Origin of the sequence: Streptomyces sp. NBC_01390, assembly GCF_045040105.1 — a bacterium.
GTDB lineage: Bacteria > Actinomycetota > Actinomycetes > Streptomycetales > Streptomycetaceae > Streptomyces.
This window is the reverse complement of sequence record NZ_CP109551.1, coordinates 7,860,740-7,877,232: the sequence shown is the minus strand read 5'-3', so window position 1 is coordinate 7,877,232 and position 16,493 is coordinate 7,860,740. Positions and strand designations below refer to the sequence as shown.

At 70.0% G+C, this 16,493-nt stretch carries 11 protein-coding genes and 1 riboswitch; of the genes, 8 read left to right on the top strand and 3 right to left on the bottom strand.

Annotated features, from left to right (window positions below):
* Positions 1 to 21: 21 nt before the first annotated feature.
* The gene (locus tag OG241_RS35500) at positions 22 to 1,167 is read right to left on the bottom strand and encodes an AAA family ATPase (protein ID WP_405821253.1); all 1,146 of its coding nucleotides are present in this window, start codon (positions 1,165 to 1,167) and stop codon (positions 22 to 24) included.
* A 167-nt stretch (positions 1,168 to 1,334) separates the two neighbouring features.
* On the opposite strand from OG241_RS35500, the gene OG241_RS35495 reads away from it, so the two are divergent.
* Both OG241_RS35495 and OG241_RS35490 read left to right on the top strand, forming a co-directional pair.
* Positions 1,335 to 2,693 (top strand): SWIM zinc finger family protein, encoded by a 1,359-nt coding sequence (locus OG241_RS35495; protein WP_405821251.1) that lies wholly within the window; start codon positions 1,335 to 1,337, stop codon positions 2,691 to 2,693.
* Between the two features lie 76 nt (positions 2,694 to 2,769).
* Complete coding sequence (locus OG241_RS35490) at positions 2,770 to 4,500, top strand: DUF5691 domain-containing protein (RefSeq protein WP_405821249.1); 1,731 nt, start codon at positions 2,770 to 2,772, stop codon at positions 4,498 to 4,500.
* 31 nt (positions 4,501 to 4,531) lie between these two features.
* On the opposite strand, the gene OG241_RS35485 is transcribed toward OG241_RS35490, so the two are convergent.
* The gene (locus tag OG241_RS35485) at positions 4,532 to 4,948 is read right to left on the bottom strand and encodes a cobalamin B12-binding domain-containing protein (protein WP_405821247.1); all 417 of its coding nucleotides are present in this window, start codon (positions 4,946 to 4,948) and stop codon (positions 4,532 to 4,534) included.
* Between the two features lie 412 nt (positions 4,949 to 5,360).
* Between OG241_RS35485 and OG241_RS35480 the strand changes: the two genes are divergently transcribed.
* The gene (locus OG241_RS35480; RefSeq protein ID WP_405821245.1) at positions 5,361 to 6,251 is read left to right on the top strand and encodes an esterase/lipase family protein; all 891 of its coding nucleotides are present in this window, start codon (positions 5,361 to 5,363) and stop codon (positions 6,249 to 6,251) included.
* 258 nt (positions 6,252 to 6,509) lie between these two features.
* On the top strand, positions 6,510 to 8,057 hold the full coding sequence (locus OG241_RS35475) for a M23 family metallopeptidase (RefSeq protein ID WP_405826596.1): 1,548 nt from the start codon (positions 6,510 to 6,512) through the stop codon (positions 8,055 to 8,057).
* Positions 8,058 to 8,138: 81 nt separating this feature from the next.
* Here the strand turns inward: OG241_RS35475 and pcrA are convergent, their stop codons facing one another.
* The gene (pcrA, locus tag OG241_RS35470) at positions 8,139 to 10,682 is read right to left on the bottom strand and encodes a DNA helicase PcrA (RefSeq protein ID WP_405821243.1); all 2,544 of its coding nucleotides are present in this window, start codon (positions 10,680 to 10,682) and stop codon (positions 8,139 to 8,141) included.
* Between the two features lie 325 nt (positions 10,683 to 11,007).
* A riboswitch (cyclic di-AMP (ydaO/yuaA leader) is annotated at positions 11,008 to 11,165 on the top strand.
* 7 nt (positions 11,166 to 11,172) lie between these two features.
* Here pcrA and OG241_RS35465 point away from each other — a divergent pair.
* From OG241_RS35465 to OG241_RS35450, 4 genes are all read left to right on the top strand, one after another.
* A complete protein-coding gene (locus OG241_RS35465; RefSeq protein ID WP_405821241.1) occupies positions 11,173 to 12,375 on the top strand; it encodes an NlpC/P60 family protein in 1,203 nt (400 codons plus the stop codon).
* 219 nt (positions 12,376 to 12,594) lie between these two features.
* On the top strand, positions 12,595 to 13,347 hold the full coding sequence (locus OG241_RS35460) for a TnsA-like heteromeric transposase endonuclease subunit (RefSeq protein WP_405821239.1): 753 nt from the start codon (positions 12,595 to 12,597) through the stop codon (positions 13,345 to 13,347).
* Positions 13,348 to 13,412: 65 nt separating this feature from the next.
* Complete coding sequence (locus OG241_RS35455) at positions 13,413 to 15,389, top strand: helix-turn-helix domain-containing protein (RefSeq protein WP_405821237.1); 1,977 nt, start codon at positions 13,413 to 13,415, stop codon at positions 15,387 to 15,389.
* Positions 15,386 to 16,474 carry a TniB family NTP-binding protein gene (locus OG241_RS35450; RefSeq protein ID WP_405821235.1) on the top strand — a complete coding sequence of 363 codons (1,089 nt, stop codon included), beginning with the start codon at positions 15,386 to 15,388 and terminating at the stop codon, positions 16,472 to 16,474. Before OG241_RS35455 ends, OG241_RS35450 begins: the two co-directional genes overlap by 4 nt.
* Positions 16,475 to 16,493: the final 19 nt, after the last annotated feature.

Sequence of the window (16,493 nt, the reverse complement as noted above, 5' to 3'; positions counted from 1 at the left end):
CGCCCGCAGCCCTGCCCCTGCTCACGCGCTCACCTCACGGCATGCCCGGTAGAAGTCCTTCCAGCCGTCGCGTTCGCGGACCACCGCCTCCAGGTACTCCTGCCAGACCACCCGGTCGGCCGCCGGATCGCGGACCACGGCGCCGAGGATGCCCGCGGCGACGTCGGAGGCCCGCAGGACGCCGTCGCCGAAGTGCGCCGCCAGGGCCAGGCCGTTGGTGACGACCGAGATCGCCTCGGCGGTGGACAGCGTGCCGCTGGGCGACTTCAGCTTCGTCCGGCCGTCCGACGTGATGCCGTCGCGCAGTTCACGGAAGACGGTCACGACGCGACGGATCTCGTCGACACCGTCCGGCACGGCCGGCAGGTCGAGCGAGCGGCCGATCTGGTCCACCCGGCGCGAGACGATGTCGACCTCGGCGTCCGCGCTCTCCGGCAGCGGCAGCACCACCGTGTTGAAGCGGCGGCGCAGGGCGCTGGACAGCTCGTTGACCCCGCGGTCGCGGTCGTTGGCCGTCGCGATCAGGTTGAACCCGCGGACCGCCTGCACCTCCTGCCCCAACTCCGGTATCGGCAGGTTCTTTTCCGACAGGATCGTGATCAGCGTGTCCTGCACGTCGGCCGGGATGCGGGTCAGCTCCTCGACGCGGGCCGTCATCCCCTCCGCCATCGCCCGCATGACGGGGCTGGGCACGAGGGCCTCGCGGCTCGGGCCGTGCGCGAGCAGCCGGGCGTAGTTCCAGCCGTACCGGATCGCCTCCTCCGGTGTGCCGGCCGTGCCCTGGACCAGCAGCGTCGAGTCGCCGCTGACCGCCGCCGCCAGGTGCTCGGACACCCAGGTCTTCGCCGTGCCGGGCACGCCGAGCAGCAGCAGGGCGCGGTCGGTCGCGAGGGTGGTGACGGCGACCTCGACGATGCGGCGGGGGCCCACGTACTTCGGGGTGATCACCGTGCCGTCGGGCAGCGTGCCGCCCTGCAGGTACATGGCGACGGCCCACGGCGACAGTTTCCAGCGGGCCGGGCGCGGGCGGTCGTCCTGCGCGGCCAGCGCCGCGAGTTCGGCGGCGAAGGCGTCTTCGGCGTGCGGGCGCAGTTCCTCCGTGCCGTTCGCGTGAGCGGACTGCTCGTGACGCGGGTCGACGGATGTCGGTTCAGCGGTGACAGGCATGGCTCGGTCCCCCTCCAGCTCGGCCGGTCTTGGCCCGTTCGGATCTGGTGACCACACTGCACCACGCCACTGACAACGCATTCTGACCTGCGAAAATACGGTTTTGAGGGCGGGGCGGGGATCGCTGCGAGGACCGATTGTCAGTGCCGGGATCTACCTTCGATGTCATGACTCAGCAGGGGGTGCGCTGGACGGCGGATCAGGTGCTGGCACTGGCGCCTGACGTCTCGTCACGCAAAGCGGGAAGCAAACTCGGCGCGGCCGGACCGTGGTCGGAGGCCGGCAGTACTGACGAGGGGACGGTGTGGGGGCTGTGCAAGGGCAGTGGCAGCAAGCCGTATCAGACGGTCGTCGACATCGCGGATGCCACCGGGCCCGCGTACAAGTGCAGTTGTCCGAGCCGCAAGTTCCCGTGCAAGCACGCGCTCGGCCTGCTGCTGCTCTGGGCGGGCGGCGACGGCGCGGTGCCGCGAGGAGAGGCGCCGGGCTGGGCGGAGGAGTGGCTGGCGGGGCGGCGGAAGCGTACGGAGGAGAAACGGGCGGCGGAGGCAGCCGGTTCCCCGGCCGGGTCCGCTGATCCGGAGGCGGCGCGGCGCAGGGCTGAGCGCCGGGCCGAGCGGATCACGGCGGGGGCAACGGAGTTGGAGCAGCGCCTCGCCGACCTGTTGCGCGGCGGCCTGGCCACGGCGGAACAGGCGGGCTACGGGCTGTGGGAGGAGACGGCGGCCCGCATGGTCGACGCGCAGGCCCCCGGACTGGCGGCACGTGTAAGGGAGTTGGGGTCGATCCCGGCGTCTGGTCCGGGCTGGCCGGTGCGACTGCTGGAGGAGTGCGCGCTGATTCATCTCCTCGACCGGGGCTGGTTGCGCCGGGACGAGTTGCCGGAAGGTCTGGCGGCGACGGTGCGGTCCCGGATCGGCCTGCCCGGTTCGGCGGACGGTCCGCCGGTGCGCGACCGCTGGCTGGTCCTCGCCCAGTACGAGACGGCGGACGCCCGTCTGACGACGCGCCGGATCTGGCTGCACGGTGCGGAGTCGGGCCGGACCGCCCTGCTCCTCTCTTACGGGGCGGCCGGCCGCGCCCCCGAACTGGCCCTGCCGGTCGGTCTGGCGTTCGAGGCGGAGGTGTCCGCGTACCCCGGTGCCGGGCAGCTCAGGGCGTCCTTGGGCGAGCGGTTCACAGCGCCCGCACCGACGGACGTACGGCCGCAGGGGACGACGACCACACGCGCGGCCGAGCGTTATGGGGAGGCACTCCAGGGCGATCCCTGGCTGGACTCCTTCCCGGTGACGCTGGACCGGGTCATACCCGTCCCGGACGGCGGATCCTGGCAACTGGCGGACGCCGACACCGACTTGGCGCTGCCCCTGGCCCCCTCCGTCGTCGCTCACCCAGGCCTGTGGCGCCTCGTCGCCCTGTCGGGCGGGGCCCCCGTCACGGTCTTCGGCGAGTGCGGTCACCGGGGTTTCACTCCCCTGACCGCCTGGCCGCAGGGGACGGCGGGACAGGCGGTCCAGCTGTGCTGAGGCGGGACGACACTCCACGGCTCACGACACGACGACTCCCCACGACTCCACTCCTGGTCCGGCGAAAGGGAATGCCATGAACGGCAGCAGCGCCTCCTCCCCCGCAGGCTCGCGTTCCGCGGGCTCGCCCTCCGCGGGTGTCTGGGAGGAGTTGGTCACCGCGGCGCTCCTCGGCACGGAGCGGCGTACGCCTCCGGGTTGCCCGCCGGGCAGGCAGGCGCCGGTCGCGCTGCTCGACGCGGCGGCCGTGGAGACCGTACGTCGGCGGGCGGGGCTGCGGCCGGCCCGGGCTGCGAAGCGACCGGAGCCCGCTGCGGCGGACCCGCGCCCGCCGTTGCCCCCCGCCGCTGCCCGCAGACTCGCGCTGCTGCTGGCCGACCGGCCCGGCACTCCCGGCGGCAGCGGTCGCAGGGGTACGGCACCGGATCTGATGGAACTGCTGCCCCAATGGCTCGCGGCGGCGAACAAGCATGGCTACGCGGCCCCTCCCCAGACGCTGCCCGCCCTGCTCGACGCGGCCAGGGGGCGCACGGATCTGCGCCCGGCGGCGTTGGCGTTCGCCGGCCCGCGCGCTCTGTGGCTCGCCCGGCTGAACACGGACTGGCGGTTCGCCCTGCGCTCGACCCCGGGCGGGGGCACGGCCCTGCCCGGCACCGAGGAGTCGGACCGGATCCGGCGACTGTGGCAGGAGGGCCTGTTCGCCGAACGCGTCTCCCTCCTCGCGGCGATTCGCGCGCGGGAGCCCGCCGCCGCCCGGGAGTTGCTGGAGACGACCTGGTCCACGGAGCGCGCCGAGGACCGGCTGATGTTCCTCGACTTGCTCCGCACGGGACTGTGCGCCGCGGACGAGCCTTTCCTGGAGCGGGCGTTGGCCGACCGCAGCCGCAACGTCCGGGCGACAGCGGCCGAGTTGCTGTCCGCCCTGCCTGATTCGGCGCTGGCCGCCCGGATGGCGGTCCGGGCGGGAGCGTGTGTGGCGCTCGACCACACGAACAGCACGCACAACACGGATGTCACACATGGCACCGGTGGCACGAACAGCAGTGGTGACGACGGGAGAGACGGACCTGCGCTCGTCGTCGAGGCACCGCACGAGTGCGACGCGGGGATGGAGCGCGACGGTGTCGTGGCCAAGGCCCCGGCCGGGCGGGGCGAACGGTCCTGGTGGCTGGGCCAGTTGGTGGAGGCCGCCCCGCTCGGCTCGTGGTCGGCGCGGCTCGGCGGACGTACGCCGGAGGAGATCGTGGCACTGCCGGTGACCGACGACTGGCAGAGTGAGCTGCACGCCGCGTGGTGCCGGGCGGCGGTGCGACAGCGGAACGCCGACTGGTCCCGGGCGCTCCTCGGCAGGCCCTCGACACCCGAGGCGGGCGGGCCCGGAGCGGTGTCCCTGGCGGAGCGGGCGAAGCTGCTCGCCACGCTGGACTCCGCCGAACGGGCCGAGTGGGTCGCAGGGTTCATCGCGACGCACGGGCTGTCGGAGGCCTTCCAGCTGCTCGGGGTGTGCGCCGTGCCGTGGGATCCGCCGCTCGGGCGGGCAGTGGTCGACGCGCTCAATATCGCGCGGGACGCGGGGAGTTACCCATGGAGCTTCAGCGGAGTGATGGGGCTGGCGGAACGCTGCCTGGACCCCTCGGAGGCCGGCCGTCTCGACGGCCTGCTGGCGATCCCGGACGAAGGCGAAGACGCATCGCCGGGCGCGGGAAGCTACTGGGCGGAGGCGTTCCAGCGCCTCGTGGGCACATTGCGCCTGCGCGCGGCGATGGCGGAGGAACTGGCGCCGGACAGGTCGGTGGGCGAAGCCTGAACCGCGACGGAGAGCCGTCCACGCCCAGGCCCTACGCCCCCGCCGACTCCCGTGCGTTCGCCCGTACCCACTCCACGACCGCCGCGCCGGTCGCCTCCGGCGTGAAGATCTCCGCGACCCCCTTCTCCCTCAGCGCGGCGATGTCCGCCTCGGGGATGATCCCGGCGCCGAAGACCTTGATGTCGGCCGCGTCGTGCTTCCGCAGAAGGTCGATCACGGTCGGGAAAAGGGTGTTGGGGGCGCCCGAGAGGACGGAGAGCCCGATGGCGTCGGCGTCCTCCTGGATCGCGGTGCCGACGATCTGCTCGGGCGTCTGGTGGAGGCCTGTGTAAATGACCTCCATGCCGGCGTCACGCAGTGCCCGCGCGATCACCTCGTCTCCGCGGTCGTCACCGTCGAGCCCCGTCGGCGCCACCACCACGCGAATCGGACCGGCTGCCGCACCCATCGCTGCCTCCCTGAAGTGAACGAACGTTATGTCAAGCATCCCGCAACCGGCAGTTTCGCGACCGATGTCGAGGGGGAAATCACACGGTGGGACACGTTCGCCACGCACCGGTGGGACCGGCGCAAGGGGAGCCGCATCGAGGTCGTCGCACCACCGCGTCGCGAGCCACGCGCCGGGGCGGGCAAGGCGGGGCGGTGTGTCGGAGATGGCAACGAAGGGCAGCAGGGCACGACAGCGGGGAGCTTCGTCGCCGTACGGCAAGGAGCTTCACCACCCCCTTGGCGTCCCACAGGCCGCATGCCCCACTCGTGCACCATCACCGACGCCACCACCACCGGCCGCCCTCGTCGCGACCCCCACGAGGGCACACGGGGGCCGGAGAAGTCCTCCGCGTGCCGACAGGAGGTCGGCCATGAAGGTCACACGGGCAGCTCTGCCCCTGCTTCCGCTCTGCCAGCGCGTTCTGCCGAGCAGGCTGACGGGGCTCTCCGTCGCCCTTCTCAAAGCGACGGCCCTGGAGTTGGCGATCCTGGCGGGACACCTGCTCCTCTATCCGTCGGGCATCGCCCCGGAACGCAGGGCCGCGACCACCCCGGACCCCACCGTGCCCCCGGAAGCCGTCACCGCGCACCTGCCGGTGGAGCCGAAGCCCCCGGTCGTCCTCCTCCACGGTTTCATCGACAACCGCTCCGTCTTCGTGCTGCTGCGCCGTTCCCTCGTCCAGCACGGCCGGCAGCAGATCGAGTCGCTCAACTACTCCCCGCTGACCTGCGACATCCGCACCGCGGCGGAGCTGCTCGGCCGACACATAGAGGAGACGTGCCGGCGCACGGGCCAACCGCGGGTGGACATCGTCGGGCACAGCCTGGGCGGCCTGATCGCGCGCTACTACGTGCAGCGCCTCGGCGGTGATCTCCGCGTCCGCACCCTCGTCACCCTCGGCACCCCGCACTCCGGCACCCGCGTCGTTCCGCTGGCGGACGCGCATCCGATCGTCCGGCAGATGCGCCCCGGCTCGGATGTCATCCAGGAGCTGCGCCTGCCCGCACCTGACTGCCGGACGCGCTTCGTCAGCTTCTGGAGCGATCTGGACCATCTGATGGACCCGCCGGAGACGGCCTGCGTCGACCACCCGGATCTGTCGGCGCAGAACGTGCAGGTCACCGGCGTCGGTCACCTCGCCCTGCCCGTGCACCCGGCCGTCGCGACCGGGATACGGGAGGCTCTGGACCAGAGCGACGACGTCCTCTCCGCCGGAGCACGGCCCGACCGGGTGCGAAGGGGTGGGCTGACCGTGGCGTAGGAGCCGCCCGGAACGCCTCCCACAGGCCGGTCAAGAGCGCTGAGCGGCCCGCAGAATTCGAACAATCTTCGAACGCCAGGCCAAACCCGTGCCCGCAGTCCCCCGAAACACGGCCGATTGCCCGTTTCCCTCAGGCACGAAACCTGCAGAAGATTGTCGCGCCCGCATACCGCCGGGTACAGTCGCCGCACTGCTCTGCCAGCCCCTGTTGTCGAGGCGAAAGAGAAGTTGGTGAACGAACGTCACCCGTCGGGAGCGATGACCGCCCCGGCTCCGGCTTCCAATGCCGCGACGGCTCAGTACGCGTCGTACGGCACTGAGGAAGTCCCTTTTGGTGACTTCACCACGTACGACCCCACCTTCGCCAACGGTTTGGACGCGGACTTGGGCACGGGTACCGCCACGGGAAATTTCGAAACCGACCCGCTCTTCGGCAACATGCCGGGCGGCGACACCACCGGTTCGTACGACAACTCCCAGTGGTCCACCGGCAGTCACCACACCCTGAACTACGACGCGTACGCGGCCCAGCACCACGCCGCCTACGACACCGGGGCGTACGACACCACCACCTGGGCGCCCGGCTACCAGCAACTCGCCGACATCCCCGCCCAGTCACCGCCGCCGGGCAGCGAGACCAACGGCTGGGGGTCCCCCCTCTGGGAGCAGGACTCCGGCACCTGGATCCAGCCCGAGCACACCGGCGCCGCCGACCAGACCCAGCAGTGGGAATGGGGCACCCAGGTCTCCGACACCGGTGTGTACGACGCCACGCAGTGGAACTCGGACAGCGACCCGGGCGGCACGACCGCTCCGTCCGCCGAGTACGACCATGAGCACGAGCACGGGTACGACCAGCAGGCCACCGCGATGTTCGAGCAGATCACGGACATGGCGGACGTACCGGAGTACGACCGTCACGCGCTCGCCCACGACGAGTCGGACCTAGTCACCGACGGCGAACTTCCCGCCGAGGCCCCGCTGCTCGACGGGCAGGAGGAGTTCGCCCCGGGCATGGTGCCCGGAACCGGGCGCGCGGCGTCCCGTACGGCGGCGCGCAACGCGGGCCGGTCCCGGCGGCGTACCCCGGCCAAACGTTCCGCTCTGCTGACCATCGCCGTCCCGTCCGCCTGTGTGATGGGGGTCGCGGGTATCGCCGCCGCCTCCGTGGGCGGGCTGGACAGTGACGAGGCGCAGAACACGACGGCGTCGGCGCCCGACGGAGTCGCCGTGAAACCGTCCACCGCGAACAACAAGCTCGACTCCCAGCTGGAGAGCCTCTCCGCGGGCGCCGACGACTTCGCCGACCGGGCGAGCCGGACGCAGGAACGAATCGACCTCAAGGCCCAGCAGCTCGCCGACAAGAAGGCAGCGGCGGCGGAGGCGGCCCGCAAGGAGCGACTGCGCCCCAAGTACGCCCTCCCGGTCGCACAGCGCGGCCTCAGCGCCTACTTCGGCCAGGCCGGCATCAACTGGATGTCCGTGCACACCGGCATCGACTTCCCGGTCTCGTACGGCACGACGGTGATGGCCGCGACGGACGGCACCGTCCGGACCCAGTGGAACAGCGCCTACGGCAACATGCTGATCCTGACCGACAAGGACGGCACGGAGACGTGGTACTGCCACCTCTCCAGCTACCAGGTCGCGTCCGGTACGACGGTCAAGGCCGGCGATCCCATCGCGTACTCCGGGAACTCCGGGAACTCGACCGGACCGCACCTGCACTTCGAGGTTCGGCCCGCCGGCGGCTCGGCGATCGACCCGCTCCCGTGGCTGCGCAGCCACGGCCTCGACCCGACGTAGATCCCGTCCGGTTCCCGTCCCCTTTTCACCCGCCGCGTCACCGGCGTGACCCGGGCATCTCGGCGATGCCCGGGTGTCCGGTCAGAGCTTCTCCACCGGCGCGTACCGCAGCAGCAGCCGCTTCGGCTTGTCCTCGCCGAAGTCCACGGTCGCCTCGGCGTTCGAGCCGGTGCCCTTCACGCCCACCACGGTTCCCAGACCGAACTGGTCGTGCGTGACCCTGTCCCCCACCGCCAGCGCGACCACCGGCTTCTCGACACCGCCCCGGCGCGTGGCGAAGCCCGACGCGCCCGAGGCAGCGGTGCGCGAGCGCGAGGACGACAGCGACGACGCCACCCCGGAGGCCGGGCCCGAGGAGGTCGCCGGAGCCATCGCGCCCGTGCGCTTCCACTCCAGATGGGCCGCCGGGATCTCCTCCAGGAAACGCGAGGGCGGGTTGTACGAGGGCTGACCCCACGCGCTGCGCAGCGACGACCGCGTCAGATACAGGCGTTCACGCGCGCGCGTGATGCCGACGTAGGCGAGCCGTCGCTCCTCCTCCAGTTCCTTGGCCTGACCGAGGGCACGCATGTGCGGGAAGACGCCGTCCTCCATGCCGGTCAGGAACACCACGGGAAACTCAAGGCCCTTGGCGGTGTGCAGGGTCATCAGGGTGATGACGCCCGAGCCGTCGTCGTCCTCGTCGGGGATCTGGTCGGAGTCGGCGACGAGGGCGACCCGCTCCAGGAACGCGGCGAGCCCTGCCGGAGCCGGCGCCTCGCCCTCGGCGGGCTGATCGGCCTCCCCGGCCTCGGCGGCCACTCCCGACTCCTGTTCGAACTCCAGGGCCACTGCGGCGAGTTCCTGGAGGTTCTCGATCCGGGTCTCGTCCTGCGGGTCGGTCGACGCCTGCAACTCGGCGAGGTAGCCCGTGCGTTCGAGCACCGCTTCGAGGACGGTCGCCGGGCCCGCGCCCGACTCCACGATCGTCCTCAGGTCCTCCATCAGCGTGTTGAACCGCTTGACGGCGTTGGTCGACCGGGAGGCCATGCCGTACGCCTCGTCCACCCGCTTCAGCGCCTGGGGGAAGCTGATCTTCTCGCGCTGGGACAGCGCGTCGATCATCGCCTCCGCGCGGTCGCCGATGCCGCGCTTGGGCACGTTGAGGATACGGCGCAGCGGCACCGAGTCCTCCGGGTTGGCGAGGACGCGCAGGTAGGCCAGGACGTCCCGGACCTCCTTGCGCTCGTAGAAGCGGACACCGCCGACGACCTTGTAAGGCAGGCCTACGCGGATGAAGATCTCCTCGAAGACACGCGACTGGGCGTTCGTCCGGTAGAAGACGGCGACGTCACCCGCCTTCGCGTCGCCCGCGTCCGTCAGCCGATCTATCTCCTCGGCGACGAACTGCGCCTCGTCGTGCTCGGTGTCGGCGACATAGCCGGTGATGCGCGCGCCCGCGCCCGCGTTGGTCCACAGGTTCTTGGGGCGGCGAGACTCGTTGCGCTCGATGACCGCGTTGGCGGCGCTCAGGATCGTCTGCGTCGAACGGTAGTTCTGTTCGAGCATGATCGTCGTCGCGTCCGCGTAGTCCTCCTCGAACTGGAGGATGTTGCGGATCGTCGCACCCCGGAAGGCGTAGATCGACTGGTCGGCGTCTCCCACGACGCACAGCTCGGCGGGAGGCAGGTTGTACTCGCTGGGCGGTACGTCGGCGTCGTCGCCGGTGTGCTCGGCGGTTCCGACGAGTTCCCGTACGAGCGCGTACTGGGCGTGGTTGGTGTCCTGGTACTCGTCGACCAGGACGTGCCGGAAGCGACGGCGGTAGTGCTCGGCGACGTCCGGGAAGGCGCGCAGCAGGTTGACCGTCGTCATGATCAGGTCGTCGAAGTCGAGGGCGTTGGCCTCACGCAGCCGCGACTGGTACATCGCGTACGCCTGGGCGAGGGTCTTCTCGAAACCGTCGCTCGCCTGGGCGGCGAAGTCCTCCTCGTCGATCAGCTCGTTCTTCAGGTTGGAGATCTTCGCACTGAAGGACTTGGGCGGGAAGCGCTTGGGGTCCAGGTCCAGATCGCGGCAGACGAGCGCCATCAGCCGCTTGCTGTCGGCGGCGTCGTAGATCGAGAAGGAGGAGGTGAAGCCGAGCCTCTTGCTCTCCCGCCGCAGAATCCGCACGCACGCGCTGTGGAAGGTCATCACCCACATCGCGTTCGCGCGCGGGCCGACGAGTTGCTCGACGCGTTCCTTCATCTCACCGGCGGCCTTGTTGGTGAAGGTGATCGCGAGGATCTGGCCGGGGTGGACGCTTCGCTCACCGAGCAGATGGGCGATGCGGTGCGTGAGCACACGTGTCTTGCCGGAGCCGGCGCCCGCCACGATGAGCAGAGGGGTGCCGGCGTGCACGACGGCCGCGCGCTGGTTCTCGTTCAGCCCGTCCAGGAGCGCTGCCGGGTCCACCACGGGACGCGGGGCGCCGTCGCGGTAGTACGCGTCCCGGTCCGGCGGCGTGTCGAACTTCCCGCCGAACAGATCGTCCGGAACGGACTCCGGCGCATGCTCGTCCTCGGGCGGTGGCGGGGGTTCCTCCGCGTGGGCCCGAGGGCTCTGGAGGTCCGCCAGGAAGCTGTCGTCAAAGAGGCTGCTCATCGCTCTCCGAGTCTAGGCGCCCCCACTGACAACCCGCTGCCACCCCGAAAACATCCGCCGAACACCGCCCGGCCCGAGCTGTGGCCGGCACTTGTCCGCCCGAACAGCGGGCCCTCGGTCAGTCCTCCATTCACATGATCAGGCAATTCATCCGATACCACCCCGAACCGAATCCATGAAGCCACGTTTAGGGTCGAGGTCACAAATAAGTATCGGGCATAGCGGTCATCAACCTTCACAGAAGCCACACCCGTTGGTTAGCGTGCCGTAAGGCCGCTCGATCTCCACCGGCGAACATCGCCGGGCCGCGCGGCCCCCGCCGAGTCCGATCGTGCCGCCGTGTGCGGCAGGAGCCGGGGACCCACCGAGAACTTGGGGTGAATCGGTCCGACTGCCTTCCAGGGCAAGGACCGTAGGGCAACCCTTCCGAACCACCCGCCCGAACCCGACAGCTAACCCGGTAGGCGGAACATGGAAGGAGTCGCCTCCCTTGGCGTCGTCGCACCGCAAGTCGCGCCCTACGGGAACGCGCGTAGCAGGCATACGGACCCCCGCCTTCGCCACGGCGGCCCTGACCGCTTCCGTAGCCCTGCTGACCCAGACCGCCAACGCCGCGCCCGGGGGGCCCTCCACGTCCCCGGCGCCCTCGGCCGACGACCGGCCGAGCATGGAGGAGGTCGAGGCGGAGGTCGACGACCTCTACCACCAGGCCGAGTCGGCCGCCGACGTGTACAACGCCGCCAAGGAGAGGGCCGCAAAGCAGCAGGGTCGTGTCGACGCCCTGATGGACGACGTGGCCCGGCGCACCCAGAAGCTCAACGACGCGCGCGAGGAGCTGGGTTCCTTCGCCGCGGCCCAGTACCGCACCGGGTCGGCCGCCCCCGACACGGCGACGTTCCTGCTGGCGGACACTCCGCAGGACTACTTCGACCAGAACCAGCTGATGGACCGTATGACGGCCCGCCAGAAGGACACGGTCGACGACTACATCACCCAGCAGGCCGAGACGACGCGGCAGCGCCGGGAGGCCACCGCGAGCCTGGAGTCGCTCACGGAGTCCCAGGACGACCTGCAGACGACGAAGACCGCCGTCCAGACGAAGCTCGCACAGGCCCGCCGACTGCTCTCCCGCCTCACCGCCGAGGAGAAACTGCGGCTCGCGGCGATCGAACGCGCGAAGCAGGCGGACGCCCGCCGCCAGGCGCAGGAACTCGCCCGGCAGCAGCAGGCCGCAGGGCAGCAACGCCAGCAGGACTCGGCAGCGGCGGCGCAGCAGTCACCGGGCACCGGCGCCTCGGACACCTCCACACCCGCGGTCCCCGCCTCCTCGTACGCCGGCAAGGCCGAGAAGGCCCTCGCCTTCGCACGCGCACAGGTCGGCAAGCCGTACGTCTGGGGTGCGACAGGGCCAGATTCGTACGACTGTTCGAGCCTCACTCAGGCCGCCTGGCGGGCCGCCGGAGTCAGCCTTCCGCGCACCACCTACGACCAGGTGAACGCCGGGACAACCGTTTCGCTCTCCGACATCCAACCCGGTGACCTGGTCTTCTTCTACGAGGACATCAGCCATGTCGGCCTGTACATCGGCAACGGCATGATGATCCACGCGCCGAAGCCGGGTGCGTACGTCCGTGAGGAGTCGATCTTCTACGACGGCGAGTCCGCGATCCACAGCGTGGTGCGCCCGGCCTGACGCCCATGTAGGTTCCGATTAGAGATGTCGCTGTCCGAGTGACTTGTCGTCAACTTGTCAGTCGAAACGCTCTCTTCGATCCACGGCCAGGCCCGGAGCCTGGCCGTGCTCTACCGCACGGGTCCACTACCTCGTTGGTTTTCTCGGCTTCTCATCCACGCTACTCATGGTGGTTGCCAGTGTCCTGGTGTCGATGACATCGGACACGAAGGGGCGGCCATGGGGACTGACCCAGGCGTCGCGGACGCGACAGGTAGCTGGACGGTTCAGGCGGCTTATCGGCGGGCCGACGGTCGGCTGGTCGAGGCCGAACTCGACCGGGTCCCGGTGGACGAGGTGGCCGGCGGACAGCCGGTACGCGAGTTCCGTTGGTACCGGGGCCGGAAGCACTACTCGGGTTGGTACCACGCCGCCACAACGGGTCGTCTCGTGGCCTACGAGAGTCGGCTGGAGCTCGCCCGCATTCTGCTTGCCGATTTCGCGCCGGATGTCACGGAGATCGCGGCCCAGCCGTTCCAATTGGTCGGCCCGGACGGTGACCGCGTTCGCCGTCATGTTCCCGATCTGTTCCTCGTCCATGCCGACGGTCTGGTGACCGTCGTGGATGTCAAGGCGCCCTCACGCATGAGGGATCCCAAGGTGATCGCGCAGTTCGACTGGACACGCCAGGTGTGTTCGCGCCGCGGCTGGGTCTATGAGACCTGGTCGGGGGCCGAGCATGCGGTCGTGGAGAACGTGCGGTTCCTGGCTGGCTACCGGCGCCGGGAGCTGGTGGAAGCCTCGCTCGTCCCGCGTGTGCTGGAGGTTGCCGCCTGCCAGCCGACCATCGGTGCCGTCGAGGCCGCGCTGGCCGGGCAGCACTCGTGCGAGATCGTCCGTCCGGTCGTCCTGCACCTGGTGTGGTCCGGTCGGCTCGTTGCTGACCTGCGGACTCCTCTGAACCGTGCAAGCCGGGTTCGGGTGGCGGCATGAATACATACGCGGTGTCCCTGTTTCCGGGAGTGCGTCTCTTCTTCGGCGGTGACGTCGTCGAGGTCGTGGACGTCGACGGGCTCCGGACGACGGTCCGTAACGAGCGGACGGGCGAGTACAGTTCCGTTCCGCTCGGGCAGCTGGCGGCCGGCGCCCGGTCGATGGATGAGCCTGCGTTGGCTGCCGCGGACGGGGTGGGCCTGCTGCTGGCGTCCTTGTCGGCCGACCAGCGTCAGCGGCTGCGGGAACGCGCCGGGCACGTCCGCGAAGTGCTCAGCGGCTACCAGTCCGGGCACACGGCCGGTGCTCGGCCGGTCGAGCCCCGGCCCGAATATGATCCCGATCTCCCGCTCAAGGAGCGGACTGCGGCCAAAGCCGCTGAGCTGGGTGTTTCGCCTCGCACGCTGCAGCGTTGGGTGACCGCCTACCGGGAAAGCGGCGATGCAGGGCTCGTGGACGCCCGCGCCGGAAGGAGTTCACGCGTCGATCCCCGATGGGAGGAAGCGGTCCGCCACGTGGTGGCGGAGTCGGTGACCAGCTCGACCCCTACTCGGTCGGCGCTGCTGTCGCGGGTCGAGGAACGGCTGAACAGCCAGTACGGCAAGGGCGTCGTCGCTGTTCCGTCCCGGAGCACGGCCTACGCGCGGCTTGCCGTGTTGACCAAGGGCACGAACGCGGTCTCCGGCAGTGCCAAGGCACGCCGTTCGATCGCAGACAGGCCACAGGGCGTCTATGGGCGGCTACGGGCTGCCCGACCGGGTGAGTACGTCGTGCTCGACACCCAGGACCTGGACCTCTATGCCATGGAACCGGTGACCTGCCGGTGGGTTCCGCTCCAGCTCACCGTTGCCCAGGACCTGTTCTCGCGCTGCATCGTCGGCCTGCGGGTGACCGGCTGTTCCACGAAAGCGCTCGATGTCGCCGGTGTGCTCTTCGAGGCGGTCTGCCCTCCGCTGGTGGACTCGGTCCGGCCTGCGGTGGCTCCCTACCACGGTCTGTGGGATGAGGTGGTGTTCACCGAGGAAGGTCTCGTGCCGGGCGGCGGGCTGTGTCCGCCGGAGACGCTGGTCATCGATCACGGGCGGGCGTTCATGTCGGCGCATGTCATCGGGGTCTGCACCCGTCTGGGCATGTCCATTCAGCCAGCCCAGCCGAAAAAACCCACCGACAAGCCGACCGTCGAACGCTTCTTCCGCACCCTGCGGGAGGGACTCATCCAGCACCTGCCCGCCTACAAGGGACCCGACGTCCACAGCCGCGGCGAGGCGGTCGAGGAGGCCGCGTTCTTCTTCATCCACGAGGTGGAGGAGATCATCCGTGAGTGGGTCTCGGAGGTCTATCACCGTCGTGAGCATGACGGACTGGTGATTCCGCAGTGGCCGAAACTGCCGTTGTCTCCGCTGGAGATGCTGCGCATCGGTCTGGCTCGGGCCGGAAGGCTACGCCTGCCGGCGTCGCCAGAGCTGGCTTTTCAGTTCCTTGCGGTCAAGCCGCGGACGATCCAGCACTACGGTGTCGAGGTCGACGGGCTGCGTTACAACGGCCCGGTGCTGGACGGCTACCGCAATACGCCCAGCCCTTATCCCGGTTTCGGACGGCAGTGGCCGATCCACGTCAACCCTGACGACGTGCGGTTCGTCTACTTCCAGGATCCGGCCGACGACTCCTGGCACCCTCTGCACTGGGAACACGCACCCGCACTGAACATGGCGTTCAGCGGTGAGGCCGCTGCTTATGCCCGAAGGCTCGCCGCCCGGGAGGGCCGGCACGTCGAGTCCTCGCAGGCGCTTGCGGATCTTCTGGCCCGCTGGGACCAGGGGATGGTCACCGATCGGCGCGAGCGCCGCATTGCGGTGAGGCTGTCGGCAGAACGCGGGGCTCTGTCCCTGCCAGTGCTGCCGGAACAGGCCGGCCCCCTCACGCCTCAGGAACTGAGGCTGGTGCCGGAGCTGCCGGCCGGGGACGGTGACGACGAGGACGAGCTGTTCGATGTCCCCGATGGCGACGCCTTCTACGCAGACGCCTTCGAGGTGATCGAGTGAGGCAGCCCAACCTGTTCAGCCTCTCCCGCAAGGAAGGCTGGCGCCGCTTCGCCGACGCCCTGCCCCGGCGACGGCCTGAGACGCTGACACTGGCCCAGCTGACCGCGCTGAGCGAGGCGGCAGCCGAGGACTACAACGACTCCCGTCACGACTGGCACGCGAATTTCGGCATCGTGCGGACCCCGCAGCTCGCGGCCATTCACGACGAACTCGAACAGATTGTGGCCAGCAACCGGCAGGACGGCGACCGCATCCGTTCCGCCGCCGTGATCGACGCCTTGCCGGGCCTGGGCAAGACCACCATCGCCAACCTGTTCGGCCGTGATTTCGACCGCCAGCAGATGCGCCGTCTGTCCGCGGTCACCGAGGCCGGGCACGAACGCATCCCCGTCTTCCGCGTCGGACTGACCTCCAACACCACCCTGCGAACTCTGAACCGGATGATCTGCGAGTACTACGGTCATCCAGCCACCGACCGGGCGAACGCCGCCGCTCTGGCCAGTCATGCTCTGGACTGCGTCCTGTCCTGCGAGACCCAGCTCGGCATCATCGATGACATCCACTTCATCGACCTGGACCGCCGCGACGGCCTGGCGGTGTCCAACCACCTCAAGTGGCTGGCCAATGAACTACCGGTCACGTTCGTCTATGTCGGTGTCGGCCTGGCCGAGCGGCGGTTCTTCGCCGACGGCCTGACCGGCAAGAACGTGGCCCTGGCCCAGACCGCACGACGCTGGACCCGACTTGGTGTCGATCCGTTCCGGCTCGACACCGAGCAGGGCCGCCGCCACTGGCGGAGCCTGATCAAGGCCACCGAACGCCAGCTCGTCCTTGCCGAGCACCGGCCCGGGATACTGCTGCGCAGCGCGGACTATCTGTTCGAACGCACCAGCGGGCACATCGGGTCGTACTTCACTCTGGTCATGCGGGGCTGCTACCGCGCGATCCGCAACGGCACGGAAGCCGTCACCCGCGAGGTACTCGACGGGGTCCGGCTGGACGAAGCGTCGGAGCAGGCACGCAAGCAACAGGCTGCCGCAATGGCCCACGCGAAGATCACCACCGTCCTCGGTGATGCCTCGTGACCGAAACGCGTGTGCTGCC

What these genes read in the sequence shown, in the direction of transcription:
- OG241_RS35500 (WP_405821253.1), bottom strand. Translation starts at nt 1,167, where the DNA reads ATGCCTGTCACCGCTGAACCGACATCCGTCGACCCGCGTCACGAGCAG.
- OG241_RS35495 (WP_405821251.1), top strand. Translation starts at nt 1,335, where the DNA reads ATGACTCAGCAGGGGGTGCGCTGGACGGCGGATCAGGTGCTGGCACTG.
- OG241_RS35490 (WP_405821249.1), top strand. Translation starts at nt 2,770, where the DNA reads ATGAACGGCAGCAGCGCCTCCTCCCCCGCAGGCTCGCGTTCCGCGGGC.
- OG241_RS35485 (WP_405821247.1), bottom strand. Translation starts at nt 4,948, where the DNA reads ATGGGTGCGGCAGCCGGTCCGATTCGCGTGGTGGTGGCGCCGACGGGG.
- OG241_RS35480 (WP_405821245.1), top strand. Translation starts at nt 5,361, where the DNA reads ATGAAGGTCACACGGGCAGCTCTGCCCCTGCTTCCGCTCTGCCAGCGC.
- OG241_RS35475 (WP_405826596.1), top strand. Translation starts at nt 6,510, where the DNA reads ATGACCGCCCCGGCTCCGGCTTCCAATGCCGCGACGGCTCAGTACGCG.
- pcrA (WP_405821243.1), bottom strand. Translation starts at nt 10,682, where the DNA reads ATGAGCAGCCTCTTTGACGACAGCTTCCTGGCGGACCTCCAGAGCCCT.
- OG241_RS35460 (WP_405821239.1), top strand. Translation starts at nt 12,595, where the DNA reads ATGGGGACTGACCCAGGCGTCGCGGACGCGACAGGTAGCTGGACGGTT.